Origin of the sequence: Vibrio sp. AIC-3 (genome assembly GCF_013114515.1) — a bacterium.
Lineage (GTDB): Bacteria > Pseudomonadota > Gammaproteobacteria > Enterobacterales > Vibrionaceae > Vibrio > Vibrio crassostreae_C.
On record NZ_VTXG01000007.1, the window covers coordinates 91,468 to 107,155 of the forward strand.

Genomic DNA, 15,688 nt, shown 5'->3' on the forward strand with positions numbered 1-15,688 from the left:
AATTAAACAGTTGTAAAAGTGGTGATAAATGCAGCAAAAGTACCATTTACGCAGAAAGATAAAAAAAATCACGCAAACGGTTGCTTTTGGTGTTACGTCACAAAAAGAAATGCTTTATAATGCGCTCGCATTGAAGAGGTGGGATCGGCATAGGTTTTTAAACCTTCGGGAATAGCTTCGAAGAAAACAGTTAGGTTTTTCCTTTAACCCACTGAATTTATTCCAATACTACCTTAATCAACTGCATAAGAGACGTAAGCACATGAGAATTTTGCGTGGCTCCCCAGCTCTATCTGAGTTTCGTGTTAACAAGCTTTTAGAGCTTTGTCGTGAATTAAGCTTACCTGTAACAGGTATTTACGCTGAGTTTGCCCACTTTGCTGATCTAACGGCAGACCTAGATGAGTCTGAAGTTGAGAAGCTAGAAAAGCTACTGACTTACGGTCCAACGATTGAAGAGCATGAACCTGAAGGTTTACTGCTGCTTGCAACGCCACGCCCAGGCACTATCTCGCCTTGGTCTTCAAAATCAACAGATATCGCACACAACTGCGGACTGGCTAAAGTGTCACGTCTAGAGCGCGGTACTGCTTTCTACATTGAAACCTCTGCTGAACTTTCTGAACTTCAACTTGTTGAGCTGAAAGCAATCCTGCACGACCGTATGATGGAAGTGGTTTTCACTGACTTCGAATCAGCGGCGGCACTATTTGCCGTTGCTGAGCCTGCTCCTTACGCGGAAGTTGACCTACTAACTGGTGGACGTAAAGCGCTTGAAAAAGCAAACGTTACCCTAGGTCTTGCACTTGCAGAAGATGAGATTGATTACCTTCTTGAAAGCTTCACTGAGAAGCTAGGTCGTAACCCGACGGACATCGAGCTAATGATGTTTGCACAAGCGAACTCAGAGCACTGTCGTCATAAGATCTTTAACGCTGATTGGACTATCGATGGCGTTAAGCAAGAAAAATCATTGTTCAAGATGATTAAGAACACCTTTGAAACGACACCAGAACATGTTCTGTCTGCTTATAAAGATAACGCAGCGGTAATGACAGGTTCTGAAGTTGGTCGTTTCTTCCCAGATCCAGAAACTCGCCAGTACAGCTACCACCAAGAAAAAACACACATCTTGATGAAAGTTGAAACGCACAACCACCCAACGGCAATCTCACCGTGGCCAGGCGCATCGACAGGTTCAGGCGGTGAAATCCGTGATGAAGGCGCAACCGGTATTGGTGGTAAGCCAAAAGCGGGTCTTGTTGCTTTCTCTGTATCTAACCTTAAGATCCCGAACTTCGTTCAACCTTGGGAAACTGACTTTGGTAAGCCAAGCCGTATCGTTACTGCTCTGGATATCATGCTTGAAGGTCCTCTTGGTGGCGCGGCATTCAACAACGAATTTGGTCGTCCAAACCTACTTGGCTACTTCCGTACTTACGAAGAGAAAGTAAACTCTCACGCAGGTGAAGAAGTGCGTGGTTACCACAAACCAATCATGCTAGCTGGTGGTCTTGGCAACATCCGTGATGAGCACGTTCAGAAGAAAGAGATCCCGGTAGGTGCAAGCCTAATCGTTCTAGGTGGTCCTGCGATGAACATCGGCCTTGGCGGCGGTGCGGCATCTTCAATGGATTCTGGTTCTTCTTCTGAAGATCTTGATTTCGCTTCTGTACAACGTGAAAACCCAGAGATGGAGCGTCGTTGTCAGGAAGTTATCGACCGTTGTTGGCAGCTTGGTGATGCGAACCCAATCGCATTTATCCACGATGTGGGCGCGGGCGGTATCTCGAATGCTCTTCCTGAGCTAGTCGACGATGGCGAGCGTGGCGGTATCTTTAATCTACGTGACGTGCCAAACGATGAGCCGGGCATGAGCCCACTTGAGATCTGGTGTAACGAATCTCAAGAGCGTTATGTAATGGCGGTTGCTGATAAAGACATGGCAACGTTCGACGCGATTTGTAAGCGTGAACGTGCACCGTACGCAGTGGTTGGTAAAGCAACTGAAGAACGTGATCTGAAATTAGAAGATTCACACTTCGACAACACGCCAATCGACATGCCAATGGACATCCTATTAGGTAAAACACCTAAGATGCACCGTGACGCGAAAACGCTAAAAGCGAACAACCCTGCGATTGACCGTTCTGGCATCGAGATGAACGAAGCGGTTGACCGTGTTCTTCGCTTGCCAACAGTCGCTGAGAAAACATTCCTTATCACCATCGGTGACCGCTCGGTAACAGGCCTTGTAGCTCGTGACCAAATGGTTGGTCCATGGCAGGTTCCTGTTGCTAACTGCGCAGTAACAGCGGCAAGCTACGACTCTTACCACGGTGAGGCTATGTCTCTTGGTGAGCGTACGCCAGTGGCACTTCTAGACTTCGGCGCATCGGCTCGTCTAGCGGTTGGTGAAGCAATTACTAACATCGCAGCGACCAACATCGGCGATATCAAACACATTAAACTGTCGGCTAACTGGATGTCTCCAGCAGGTCACCCAGGTGAAGATGCAGGTCTTTACGAAGCGGTTAAAGCGGTTGGTGAAGAACTATGTCCAGCTCTGGGTCTAACTATCCCAGTGGGTAAAGACTCAATGTCGATGAAGACTAAGTGGGAAGAGAATGGCGAGCAGAAAGAAGTAACGTCTCCGCTATCTCTTGTTATCACTGCGTTTGCACGTGTTGAAGATGTTCGTAAGACGATTACTCCTCAACTGCGCACCCCTGATAACCTTGAAGGACTAGGTAATACAAGCCTAGTTCTTATCGACCTAGGTAACGGCAAAAACCGTATGGGTGCAACTGCACTTGCACAGGTTTACAAGCAGCTTGGTGACAAGCCAGCAGACGTAGACAACGCAGCGCAACTAAAAGGTTTCTACGAAGGCGTTCAAGCACTTGTAGCGAACGACCAAGTTGTCGCTTACCACGATAAAGGCGATGGTGGTCTATTCGTAACGCTAGCAGAAATGGCATTCGCAGGTCACTGTGGTGTTAATGCAAACATTGAAGCGTTAGGTGAAGACACGCTAGCAGCACTGTTCAACGAAGAGCTAGGTGCAGTAATCCAAGTCCGTAACAACGACCTAGACGCAGTACTTTCTACTCTTGCAGCTAACGGTCTAGAAGCATGTTCTCATGTGATTGGCAGCGTTGTTGGTGAAGGGGAAGCATCAGATGAACTAGTGATTAAGTCTGGCGAGTCTGTAGTGATTGAACGTAACCGTACTGAACTACGTACTATCTGGGCTGAGACAACGCACAAGATGCAAGGTCTGCGTGATAACCCAGTATGTGCTGACCAAGAACACGAAGCGAAGAAAGACAACTCGGACCCAGGTCTGAACGTGAAACTGAGCTTTGACGTAAACGAAGACATCGCAGCACCGTTCATCAACACAGGTGCTAAGCCTAAGATGGCGATTCTACGTGAGCAGGGTGTTAACTCTCACGTTGAAATGGCAGCAGCATTCGACCGTGCAGGCTTCGAAGCAACTGATATTCACATGAGCGACATCCTAACAGGTCAAGCGGTACTAGAAGAATACAACGGCCTTGTGGCATGTGGTGGCTTCTCTTACGGTGATGTACTAGGTGCTGGTGAAGGTTGGGCGAAGTCGGTTTTGTTTAATGACTCTACTCGTGACCAGTTTGAAAACTTCTTCAAGCGTGAAGATACCTTCTCTCTAGGTGTGTGTAACGGTTGTCAGATGCTGTCGAATCTACGTGAACTTATCCCAGGTGCGGAGTACTGGCCACGTTTCGTTCGCAACGAATCTGAGCGCTTTGAAGCACGTTTCAGCCTAGTAGAAGTTCAGAAGTCAGATTCTGTATTCTTCAACGGCATGGAAGGTTCTCGTATGCCAATCGCTGTTTCTCACGGTGAAGGCCGCGTAGAAGTACGTGATAACGACCACCTAAACGCGATTGAAAACTCAGGTACGGTTGCTCTACGTTACGTTGATAACAACGGTAACCAAACGCAGCAATACCCGAATAACCCGAATGGTTCGCCAAACGCTATCACAGGTTTAACAACGACTGACGGCCGCGTGACAATTATGATGCCTCACCCAGAGCGTGTATTCCGTACGGTTGCAAACTCTTGGTCTCCGGAAGGTTGGGGCGAGAATGGCGCTTGGATGCGTATGTTCCAAAACGCACGTAAGAACGTGGGTTAATTGAAAACGATTTAAACAGTGTTATCGGGACAATAACCACAAGCGCAGATCGAAAGGTCTGCGCTTTTTTTTGTGGTGAGTGTGGTGTAGGGATCACCGTATAGTGGATGTGTGTATAACAAACTATTGGACACTTTCGTGTCAGCGAATTTGCTAAATTAGAAATTCATAAATAACTACAGATATGGCGAAGTCACTTATCTTGGTATTTGGTATTTGAGAATCTAGATCAGTAGGGTTTGGCCCTTCATATGCGATTGGTTTGTGGCAAAAAAAACGTCAATACTGAACCCATCAACACGGAACAGACGAACTCAGCTTTAAGGTTCACTTTAGGTAACACTTTTTAGACTTAATCATAGACAGATACCAAAATGAAAAAATTAATTGCTTTATCAATTGCAACAGCTATGTCTTCAGGCGCGGCAATGGCCAACGTGATCGTTAATGAAACAACGACGAACACAGCCGTTGCAGAGACGCACGATTTTTTCCTTGAAAAAGGAAATCGTGTAAAGCTTCAATTCCCTATCGCAGAATCACATTTTGCTTGGCAAAACATTAGCCGCTTTTATAACACGGCTCAGATTGAACGCGACGGTGCAGTATACCAGTTCCCTTACTCTATCGATGCGAATATTGGCAATATTAAAGCAACCGTGCAAGGCGAAGAACGCACCCTTAACCAACATTTAGATGATTTTCCTGTTGATGCTTTCCTTGTTGTCAAAAACGGTGAGATTGTTTTCGAGCGCTACAACACAATGCGTAAGATAGATAAACACAATTGGTTTTCAAACTCGAAAATTACCACAGGCATAGAACTCGCGAAGCTAGTCGAAGAAGGCAGAGTTAAGGAACAAGACCTAGTTTCAAAATACATTCCGGAACTTCAAGGTTCAGCTTGGGACACTGTTAAAGTGATTGACGTTGCGAACATGGCGACAGGTTTGAACGCGACAGAGCACGACGAACCAAATCCAGATTCACGTACTAACCCAGAGCAACCTTTCTTTAAATGGTTAGTTTCCATCGGGGTATTTGATGGCGATTCAACACAAAAACCGCTGGATGTACTGAGTGAAATGACGCGCCGCAAAGAAGCGGGTAAAACATTCGAATATAACTCGATCAACACGTTTGTTCTTGCTCGAATCATTGAGAACGTTCGCGGCTTGCCAATGAACGAAATTATCAGCCGTGATTTATGGCAGAGAATGGGAGCAAACAATGATGCGTATACGGTTGTTTCTCCGGTCGGCGGCTATCCATTAATGTTCTTCTCTATGAACTCAACAATCGAAGATATGGCTAAATTCGGTATGTTGTTGACGCCATCAGGGGCAAAACTGGGTGATGGTGCGGTTTCTGAAAAAGTAGTTCAACGAATCCAAGCTTCCGGAAAGCAAGAAGCGTTCGAGGGCGGTTACGTCGGTAAAGTTATGGCGAATTCATTCTATAACGACACAAACCTTAAGAACGGTTATATGTTCGACACCATCTTTGAAGATGGTGATTTATACAAGGGCGGCGTAGGCGGTCAGGGAATTTACATTTCACCGGACAAAGATCTCGTTGTTGCGTTTTTTTCTACAAGCACGGGTAAGAACCAAGAAGAAACTTATGCTCGCGAAATAGCTAAATATTTCGCGAACAAGTAAAATAATTTTCACTTAGTTTGTAGGTATTTAACTAAAGGAATAGCATTAGCCCCCGACCCAAGTCGGGGCGTTTTTGAGATATATGATCAATAATGGGAGCACTAGAGGTACACACGATTAAGGCAATACCGAAGGAGTAAAGCTCCTAACATCGTGAACTACCAGTAGCGCTTAGCTTAGCATCGCGTTAAAGGGAGCATGACTCCCTCGTTACTGCTTGGTATTTAGCCAATAAGGTTGTCGACACCCGTCCTCACACATATTCCGTGCTATGCTCGCAGTCGCCTAGGCAAGGCTGGTCATTACTAAGTTAACTCACATTATGAAAAACATTATTTCCATCTAACCTCATTTTGTTTGTGGTCAGGCAGGGCTTTGTTGCGTAATTCGGACAGAAAACCAAACCGCCTGAAATTGGGTGACTCTTATACAATATACTGAGTTTCAGGCATACCAAGCCCTGTAAGCTTGTTCAGCGCTTTAATCATGGCGTAAGTTTCTCCAACCTGAGCATTGTAATTTCTCAGGCTTAACCTCCCACCAAGTAACTGCTTCACTAGATACATCGCGGTTTCTGAGTCTGAGAGTGAACGCTTGTGATAACCATAACGCATTTTCCACTTCTTGTTGGAGACGTAGAGCTTCTGGCAAACTACCGCTAAGTTGCGAGGGTGGCCATTCTCCCAGAAGGCAGCCCCCTCTCTTGGAGGGATTAGCGGAACTGCTCGCTTAATCCGTATGGCATCGTGACAATCCCTTGTGTCATATGCGCCATCACCAAATATCTCGATGATTCTCCGGCGTGTTTGCTTCAGCAAGTTAGGAAGGACTTCTGCATCGGTAACATTAGATAAACTCAGTTCTGCTGCGACTATTTCGTGAGTGCTGGTGTCAACTGCTAAATGTAGTCTACGCTTCCCGTCAGTACCATGCTTCTTGACCTTCCATTCACCTTCGCCATAAACCTTGAGGCCAGTAGCATCAATGGCTAGGTGCTGTATTGCACCTCTAGTTTTTGTCTTAAATGAAACCTCAACTTGCTTAGCTCTACGACTGATACAACTGTAGTGTGGGCAGGTAACAGGAATATTAGCCAACTTAAACAGGGAATCGATAAACCCTTGCAATGCTCTCAGTGGCATTGAGAAGACTCGTTTCACCATCAGTGCGGAAGTGATGGCTAAGTCGCTGAATCGACGAAGTCTGCCACGTTTGTTCTGCTTGCTTTACTTCCACTCACTTATGGCTTCTTCATTAATCCAGAAAGTGAGTGAACCACGGTTGATTAAGGCTTTGTTGTACTGTTTCCAGTTAGTTGTTTTGTAACGAGGTTTCGGCATAGGACTACGATGATTAACTGATGTACACGATCAGATCGTAAGTTCCTGATTTAGTTCCATCGAATTACGCAACAAAGCCACGTACCAATGTTAACGCTGCCATTTTTTTCATCTCAGATAATCGATGACATCATTGAATTAAAGAGGCAAACTCAGGTGCAGATTTTGTGGGCACAAACTCGATTAATTCATAATCAGCCAGATTATGAATTTTAAATGGGTCATCGTTTAGAGCTTCTTCTAGTTCACCACGATTTCTAGCTTTTGCGAGAATGACTCCGCCACTACGGGGAACTTTTCTTCCAGAAGCAATAAAAAACCCTTTCTCATAGTTCTTATTAGGTACTCAATATGAGCCTTAAGATACTTATCTATTTGAGATATTTCACTAATGTACGTTAATGACACAATAAACATAATTCTTCCCTTTTACGTTTGTGACTTCTGATCACAGTGATGAATTAGTCAGTCTTCATAACGACGTGGGTAAGCTTTATTTTTCTGTCTCATTAAGTGATTCAACCCACTGTTCTGCGAGACTTTTTAAAGGATAAATTGATGAAATTATTTCCTTTCCTAATTCGGTTGGTTGATAACCTAATTCGCCCTTTTCAAGTAGTTTTGCCTGTCTTAATTCTCTAATTCTTGAATTTAAAACAGCGGGAGAAATAGACTCACAACGGTTCTGCAACTCACGAAATGTACAAGGTCCACCTGAACATAACTGCCATAGAACCCCCATAGCCCAGCGTCGTCCTAGCAAATCAAATAATGCCATGATTGGATTGCCTGTTTCCGAACCACGAACTGGTTTACCAAGGTACGGGATTTTTTTCATTTTGATCTATATACCATTAGGTTCATATTAAAGCATAATCAAACACACAGAAGATTACTATGTTTTTAATAGCAAACTGGTGAGAATTTTTCTTGGGTTCGAGAAAGTAATATTGAGAAGTTTAGGTGCCTCGACTCTATAAATGTATTACTTATTGTTATGGCTGGATCGCGCAACTCAACATGATGTATGGAATCCACTCCCTCCTTAGCAATCTAGACTTAGGAGTGTGAGAAAAAACCGAGGGTTCCAATATGTTGACTAAAAATGTTATCGCTATCGACTTAGCAAAAAATGTTCTTCAAGCCTGCCATATCAGCATTCATGGTGAGCTAATGTCCAATAAACCTCTGAGTCGCCAGAAGATGAAAGAGTTCTTGGCAAAGGCTAAGCCTTCGATTGTCGCCATGGAAGGTTGTTGCGGTTGCCATTACTGGGGGCAATTAGCAGAAAAACTTGGGCATGAAGTCCGAATCATTAACCCTAAGAAGGTGAAAGGATACCTAGAAGGTCATAAAACGGATCATAATGATGCTCTCGCCATCGCTAACGCCGCTATACAAATTGGTATCAAGTACAGTCGTCCAAAGTCATTGGAACAACAAGCTATGCATTCTTTAGAAACTAGCCGTAGATTCTTATCTCGTAGTGTTGTTTCCCTAGCTCTTCACATTAGAGGGACAATTTTGGGCTACGGGATAGCAAACCCTAGAGGTGAAAAAGGCTTAAAAGCGTCGGTTCAAACCGTGCTTGATGGCGATACACCAATACCCTCCAATGTCGTATCCGTTCTGTCGATGCTTTGGGAGCAATATAAAGAACTTAAAGCAAAACTCATCGCATTCGAAAAAGAGAAAAATGCTTTAACCCGTCAGATAGAGCCGTGCCAACGATTAATGGGCATTGAAGGGGTTGGTGAAACAACTGCTGCGATGCTCTATACAACTCTTGGTGATGGAAAGCAGTTCAAGAATGGAAGACAAGCTTCAGCATTTGTTGGTCTTACACCTAAACAGCACAGTTCAGGAGGCAAAGTTTTTATGATTGGGATCGATAAATGCGGTGGTGTGAAGGAGCTACGCTCGCTTCTTTATCTTGGCGCAATGTCATACGTTGGGCGACTACCCGAAAAACCGAAGACTCAGAAGGACGCTTGGTTGAGGAGCATCATAGATCGTATCGGCTTCAAGAAGGCCTGCATTGCACTGGCTAACAAAGTGGTACGTACTGCGTGGGCAATGCTTCGGTATGAGACTGAATATAAACCAGTATTACTCACTCATTAATCACTACCAAATTTTTAAATTTTACAAAATGATGATGCATAAAAGGTAAGACCAACCTACTGAGAACCTGGCCATTCTGTCATGCTGTAAAAAGCTGCTAGCGCGATAAGGACAGTAGGTGCGCAAAACATCAAAGGCTAGAGGGTAGCTCCTTCAATAAGAAGCCGAATATACGACCGCATCTTAACTTTTATTGCCAAAATCACTTTGTAAATACGTGGATTCCATATACGGAATGGGGCAATAATGATTCCCAGAACATACAAAAAAGCCGCTGGATTGAACCCCAGCGGCTTATTATTTTTTAGCATTTAGCATTTAGCATTTAGCATTTAGCATTTAGCATTTAGCATCTAGCATCTAGCATCTAGCATCTAGCATCTAGCATCTAGCATCTAGCATCTAGCGCATAGATTAGTTGTTGCTGTGTAGCTCGCTGTTCAGTTCAACAGCAGACTTGTTCGCTAGGCACTCAATTTGACCAGTGATCGAGTTGCGACGGAACAGAAGATCAGAAACACCAGCAAGGTCACGAGCTTTAATGATTTCTACTTCGTTGCCTTCTTTATCTAACATGCGAACCTTAGTACCCGCAGTCACGTAAAGACCAGACTCAACCGTACAACGGTCGCCCATTGGGAAACCAAGACCAGCGTTTGCGCCTAGTAGGCAGTTTTCGCCGATAGAGATAACCATAGTACCGCCACCTGACAGAGTACCCATGATAGAAGCGCCGCCGCCGATGTCTGAACCGTTACCCACAACAACACCCGCAGAGATACGACCTTCAACCATGCTCACGCCGGTAGTACCTGCATTGAAGTTGATGAAACCTTCGTGCATTACTGTTGTGCCTTCGCCTACGTGTGCGCCAAGACGAACACGAGAAGTATCAGCAATACGAATACCTGTTGGTACCACGTAATCTACCATTTTAGGGAACTTGTCTACGCAATCTACAGACAGAGCGCGACCCGCAAGGCGAGCTTCGATTTGACGCTCAGCGAGCTCAGGAAGATCGATAGGGCCTTCGTTTGTCCATGCGATGTTGTGCAGTAGACCGAAGATGCCGTCCAGTACCGTACCGTGTGGTTGTACTAGGCGGTTAGAGATAAGTTGTAGCTTTAGGAAGCCTTCAGCAACTGATGCTGGCTTCTCGTCAGTAGCAAGAACAACAAGAACAAGTGGCTGTTCAGACGCTGCCGCTTTTTCTGCGAAAGATGCGTTAGCTGCATCATCGTTTGCTGCGAATGCTTTCGCCAGTTCTGCGCTTTGTGCAGCAGAGATTTCGATAGCTTGGTTGCCTTCAGCGTAACCTGACACTTCAGCTACAGCTGCTACAAGAGCGTCGCTTGGGTTTAGAAGCGGGTTAGGGAAGAACGCTTCAATGATTTTATTGTCGCGATTTTTGGTTGCCGTACCGAAGGCTAGTGAAAAATAAGCCATGTTGAATCTCCATGTGTTGAGTCTTGATTTTGCTATTCCAAAACAACGGCTCGAATAACAAGCGCTGCCGTTAGCAAAGTTAATTTAATTGCGTTCATCATAAAGAGAGCGCCCTCGTTATGAAAGGGCGTATCGGGATAAAGTCTGTAAAATGATATTGCTTGTCTTTTGAGAGATAGTTTTCTGCAATGAGAAAACACTGCAGATCAACACAAATTGATTGGTGCGTTAATCAACATTCTCCTGTGAATCCCCTCTTTAGATAAACAGTGCCTTATAAGCTTGCTCAATCCCTTCAATCAACATCTGCATACCGATTACCGCGAGTATCAACCCCATCATTCGAGTAATCACGTTCAGTGCGCTTGGTCCAACGGCTTTAACGAAGCGCTCGCCAAATACAAACAATACGTAGGTTAAGGCGCATAGTAGGCCAAAGGCGACGATGGTTTCGTAGATGCCTTCGGTGCTGGCAAAGTTCATCGCGGTGGCAATGGTGCCCGGTCCGGCTAATATTGGCATTGCCAGTGGCGAGACGGCGATACTGAGCGCCGCATCTTGTTGAGCGTCTGAGTTGACCTTCTCTTTTGCTTTAGAGTGTGTTGAGTCACCTTGCAGCATATGAAAGCCAATCAAGAACACGAGGATCCCGCCGGTGATACGAAGCGCGTAAAGCGTGATACCAAAGAGGTCGAAGATGAGTTTACCCGAGACAGCAAAGGTGCTGACGATGATGAAGGCGATGAACACTGAGCGGAAAGCGATAGACTTGACCGTTTCCCTATCATTATCACCTGTTAATCAAAGAAAGATCGGTGTGTTGGCGATAGGGTTCATGATGGCAAAAAAGCCCATGAACACGGTAATGGTATGAATGATGAGCTCTTTCATATTATTCCTTTGAAAATATGTAGTTAAATACGACAGCAGAATGTATTTAATCTTAGATACAAATAATTATTAGAAATAGATAGTAGAGCAAGTGTGAATAAAAAACAGCCAGCATAAGGCTGGCCGTTTGGTTTTAGTGATAGGTGTAGAGTTTTGGTCGTCCGTTATTGCTTGATTCTCAATTAACGGAATCAAGCAATGGATAGATTGCGGCGCTCAATTTTGTCGTTATGCGTTCAAAGATTCGCTCACCGCCACAGCCAATGCAACTGTCGCACCGACCATTGGGTTGTTACCCATACCGATGAAGCCCATCATTGCCACGTGAGCAGGAACGGAAGAACTGCCTGCGAACTGAGCATCAGCGTGCATTCTGCCCATGGTATCTGTCATGCCGTAAGACGCTGGGCCAGCTGCCACGTTATCTGGGTGCAATGTTCGACCCGTACCGCCGCCTGAAGCAACTGAGAAGTAAGGTAAACCTTGGCGAGTACGCTCTGCTTTGTAGATACCAGCAACAGGGTGTTGGAAGCGTGTTGGGTTGGTTGAGTTACCCGTGATACTCACATCCACTTCTTCTCGGTGCATGATCGCTACACCTTCACGTACATCATCTGCGCCGTAACACAAGATCTCTCCACGAGGGCCTTGTGAGAAGCGGCGACGTTCTGTTTCAACTAACTCACCCGTTTGGTAATCGTATTGAGTGCGCACGTAAGTGAAGCCGTTGATGCGTGAGATAAGATAAGCGGCATCTTTACCTAGGCCATTTAAGATCACTTTCAATGGGTTTTGACGTGATTTGTTGACGTTTAGCGCAATTTTAATCGCCCCTTCTGCTGCAGCAAAAGATTCATGGCCCGCAAGGAAAGCAAAACAATGGCTCTCTTCATTGAGTCATGCCTGAACAACCAATTGTTTCGATGAGCGCTTCTTCGATGATGCCGCTTTTTACGTTAAGTGTCAGTTTGGCTGCACCTTGTTGTGGTGCACAAGTGCCAACACCGTGGCTTAAGCCAGAAATAGCGATGACATCTTTTGGGCTAACCATTGCGCCTTCAACTGGAATTGGAGCTGAATTGTGAAGATCACCCCTTTGAATAGGGCACATTGATTGAATTTCTGAAGAGTAGTGCATAATGTTTTCTCACTTATAGAGCCATTTAAGGCCTAGGGCGTTGAGAAAACAGGACGTGTTGGAAGAGGTGCGGCTAATTCACTACAGATCTTGAGTATCGATAATCCAAAGGTGTCATGGAACTTGGTCTTAATAGACTAAGTCCATTTCAAAATGGAGGAATAGCGATACGTCCAACAGTATTACCTGTTTTCGATTCTGTAGGAGTCATTAGCACTGTTGGGAAAGAACGGGCGGTTGAAGCAAAAGCTTAGGTGGAACCCCATCACCTGATGGCTATAGATTAGATCTTCCTCACACTTTCATGCAAGCGAATGTTTAGAGCGATTTCGACTATAAACAAGCTTCATTATATTTCGATAAGTATAAAAAAACGCCAATAACGAACTCTGATTAGAGGCGTCATTGACGTTTTTTAGAAAGGTATCAGCTAGTTAAGCTGCATCTTCTTCTGCGTCTTCAACAGCTTCAAGCTTCTTAGCTTTTTTCGGAGCTGGCTTACGCTTAGCACCTAATGCGTAAAGAACTTCTTCTTTGTTCTTCGCTAGGTACATTGCAAGTTCTTCTTGCTTGCCTTCATCTTCAACTAAATCGCTTTTGCCTAAAAGTTCAAAAAGCTCATCAGCCATATCCAGCATTTTGTCGTATGCGTCGGCTTCGGCTTTAGAGGTAAAAGTCATTTTCTCTTCTCCGTTGCGTTCCACCACGTACTTGACGATAACAGCCATGGTTAATCCTCTAAGTTTGATAAATTTTACTGGCTTTTTATACAGTTTCTGATGTTAAAAGTCCAGTTGGAGCCCTAACAATGCGGCCTCAATCTTGATGTGTAGCCCAGTCTTCACAATAACTCATGAAAGATTTCAGCAGTGGGCTCTGGTATTTGTCCTTGTGTACCAGCATCCAGAAACGTCGTTTCATATCAAGTGGCACATTAAGCGCTTTCACTCGGCCTGAATCAATCGCTCGTTGCGCCGCCAATCGTGATAAACAAGCGAATCCAAGATTGGCTGAAACTGAATTGATGATCGCTTCAGTGGTGTTGAGTTCAAAGGATTCATACCAATGTTCGATGCGAGGCGCAACGGCACGAAGGAAAAACTCGCGGGTCCCTGAGCCTGATTCACGTAGAATCCAATGGCTGTCTTCTAAATCGCTTAAAGTCACTTTTTCTTTTGAAACGAGAGGATGTTGATTACTAACAATAATACACATTTCATCGCTGCTAAACTGACTCGAAATGAGTTCAGGGTGTAATGTTTTTCCTTCAATTAGCGCGATATCAAGTTCATAATCCACCAACTTTTGGCAGATCAGTGCACTGTTTGAAATGAACAAGCTTTGATCCTGATGTTGAGTTCGTTCGCGAAAGCCTGACAAAATAAACGGTGCGACCTGATTACCAATCGTGTCACTCGCGCCGACCTTTAGATTGCCACTTAAAGGCTGATCATCACGGAACAAAACATCAATACCAGCAGCACGATGTAATATTTCATCCGCCAATGGAAGTAACTTATGTCCCTCTTGGTTGAGAATTAATCGGTTGTTGACCCGGTCAAATAGAGAGTGGCCGAGTTGTTTCTCCATTTCGCCTAGTGCCATGCTGACCGCAGCTTTAGACAGAAACAGAGCCTCAGAGGCAGCAGTCAATGTCGAGTGCTGAGTAATAGTGACGAACACTTTGAGCTGTTTTATTGAAATATTAGCCATCAGATTCCTAGTTTTACTCTGCTGGTGAAAATGGATTCTGTTCAGTATTGATGAACACTTGTTATATATAATTGGATATTGTTTAACGAAGCGCAAGCGTATTATGGCTTCAACAAGCTGATGAGTTCACAAGTTTAGTGAATTAGGTTTAAGAGAGGCTGACATGATTCAACGTATTAAATATAGATTAACAGGAGCTCCAACACCCATGGCAGGGTTAGCACTCGCAATTGCAAGCTTAGGCTGGTGTTGGGATGGTGTTCTAGTCGCACAAGGTATCTTACACACACCGGGTTTGGTGCAGTGGATCAGTGCTGGCATTGCGGCGGTATTACTTCTTGTTTTAGCTGTGAAATTTTTGATTCATGGTCACCTATTGCGTGAAGATCTTGCTCACCCTGTTGTCGGCAGTGTGGTACCAACATTTGCAATGGGGTGCATGGTGGTGTCAGCGTCTTTGGCGCCAATCTCTCAATTCTTACAAGAAGCTATGTGGTTGGCTTCTGTGGCTTTGCATGTTGTGTTTCTAATGAGCTTTTTGTACCACAGAGCTAAAAACTTTGAGATTCACCACATGGTGCCAAGCTGGTTTGTGCCGCCAATCGGTATCATTGTGGCAGACGTTTCTTTTTCTGGTAATCCAGTTTTAGAGCCAGTAGCGAACGCGACTTTGGTATTCGGCTTATTGGTTTACGCAGTAATGCTACCAATCATGGTTTACCGTTTGATCTTCTCTCACGAAGTGCCAGATGCTGCAAAACCAACGATTGCGATTATGGCAGCACCGGCAAGCCTATCTTTGGCGGGTTACTTAACCGTTACTGCTAACCCTTCACCTGTGATCATTGGTTTACTATTTGGTATTGCAGTGTTGATGACGTTCATTATCTATATGGCGTTTTTCAAACTACTTCGTCTTCCATTTAGCCCTGGTTATGCAGCGTTTACTTTCCCAATCGTGATTGGTGCAACAGCCTTGTTCAAACTGGCTGCGTGGATGCAAGCACAAGGTATTGAAGCGCATTACATCAATCAAGTGTTTGGCCTAGCGTATCTAGAATTGATTGTGGCAACGTTTGTAGTGGGTTATGTGGCGGTTCGTTATTACATGAATTACAAACCTCACCGTGTTCTAAGCGCGGTAGCGGGCAGATTGTAAAGGGCAATAGTTCAAAAGATAAACGGACCT

Annotated in this window: 9 protein-coding genes, 4 pseudogenes and 1 riboswitch; of the genes and pseudogenes, 4 read left to right on the plus strand and 9 right to left on the minus strand. The window is 44.7% G+C overall.

Features of this window, described 5'->3' with window-relative positions; genetic code table 11:
* The first annotated feature begins 262 nt into the window (after window positions 1-262).
* Together purL and F0229_RS07480 are read left to right on the plus strand one after the other, a co-directional pair.
* Entirely contained in the window at window positions 263-4,186 is a 3,924-nt protein-coding gene (purL, locus tag F0229_RS07475) for a phosphoribosylformylglycinamidine synthase (protein WP_171732558.1), read from the plus strand.
* A 374-nt stretch (window positions 4,187-4,560) separates the two neighbouring features.
* Complete coding sequence (locus tag F0229_RS07480) at window positions 4,561-5,847, plus strand: serine hydrolase (RefSeq protein WP_171732559.1); 1,287 nt, start codon at window positions 4,561-4,563, stop codon at window positions 5,845-5,847.
* A 425-nt stretch (window positions 5,848-6,272) separates the two neighbouring features.
* Here the strand turns inward: F0229_RS07480 and F0229_RS07485 are convergent.
* The 3 genes and pseudogenes from F0229_RS07485 to F0229_RS07490 all read right to left on the minus strand — a co-directional run bounded on the left by F0229_RS07485 (window position 6,273) and on the right by F0229_RS07490 (window position 8,025).
* Window positions 6,273-7,187 (minus strand): annotated as a pseudogene (locus F0229_RS07485) (IS5 family transposase).
* 130 nt (window positions 7,188-7,317) lie between these two features.
* The gene (locus F0229_RS22050; RefSeq protein ID WP_367613537.1) at window positions 7,318-7,500 is read right to left on the minus strand and encodes a YciI family protein; all 183 of its coding nucleotides are present in this window, start codon (window positions 7,498-7,500) and stop codon (window positions 7,318-7,320) included.
* 180 nt (window positions 7,501-7,680) lie between these two features.
* On the minus strand, window positions 7,681-8,025 hold the full coding sequence (locus F0229_RS07490; RefSeq protein ID WP_253820979.1) for a helix-turn-helix domain-containing protein: 345 nt from the start codon (window positions 8,023-8,025) through the stop codon (window positions 7,681-7,683).
* 254 nt (window positions 8,026-8,279) lie between these two features.
* Between F0229_RS07490 and F0229_RS07495 the strand changes: the two genes are divergently transcribed.
* The gene (locus F0229_RS07495) at window positions 8,280-9,311 is read left to right on the plus strand and encodes an IS110 family transposase (protein WP_102398621.1); all 1,032 of its coding nucleotides are present in this window, start codon (window positions 8,280-8,282) and stop codon (window positions 9,309-9,311) included.
* A gap of 414 nt (window positions 9,312-9,725) precedes the next feature.
* On the opposite strand, the gene dapD is transcribed toward F0229_RS07495, so the two are convergent.
* From dapD to F0229_RS07525, 6 genes and pseudogenes are all read right to left on the minus strand, one after another.
* Window positions 9,726-10,757 (minus strand): 2,3,4,5-tetrahydropyridine-2,6-dicarboxylate N-succinyltransferase, encoded by a 1,032-nt coding sequence (gene dapD, locus F0229_RS07500; protein ID WP_017059885.1) that lies wholly within the window; start codon window positions 10,755-10,757, stop codon window positions 9,726-9,728.
* A 258-nt stretch (window positions 10,758-11,015) separates the two neighbouring features.
* A pseudogene (locus tag F0229_RS07505) lies at window positions 11,016-11,648 on the minus strand (MarC family protein).
* Between the two features lie 228 nt (window positions 11,649-11,876).
* A pseudogene (locus F0229_RS07510) lies at window positions 11,877-12,545 on the minus strand (GGGtGRT protein); the annotation flags it as partial.
* Window positions 12,541-12,786, minus strand: a pseudogene (locus F0229_RS07515) (hypothetical protein); the annotation flags it as partial. The pseudogenes F0229_RS07515 and F0229_RS07510, both read right to left, overlap by 5 nt.
* Window positions 12,787-12,980: 194 nt before the next feature.
* A riboswitch (Fluoride riboswitch) is annotated at window positions 12,981-13,065 on the minus strand.
* A 155-nt stretch (window positions 13,066-13,220) separates the two neighbouring features.
* Window positions 13,221-13,514: a YebG family protein gene (locus tag F0229_RS07520; protein WP_008223840.1), complete on the minus strand. Its 294-nt coding sequence runs from the start codon at window positions 13,512-13,514 to the stop codon at window positions 13,221-13,223.
* Window positions 13,515-13,602: 88 nt separating this feature from the next.
* On the minus strand, window positions 13,603-14,499 hold the full coding sequence (locus F0229_RS07525) for a LysR family transcriptional regulator (RefSeq protein WP_171732560.1): 897 nt from the start codon (window positions 14,497-14,499) through the stop codon (window positions 13,603-13,605).
* Between the two features lie 208 nt (window positions 14,500-14,707).
* Between F0229_RS07525 and F0229_RS07530 the strand changes: the two genes are divergently transcribed.
* On the plus strand, window positions 14,708-15,658 hold the full coding sequence (locus tag F0229_RS07530) for a TDT family transporter (protein ID WP_171732561.1): 951 nt from the start codon (window positions 14,708-14,710) through the stop codon (window positions 15,656-15,658).
* Window positions 15,659-15,688 lie beyond the last annotated feature (30 nt).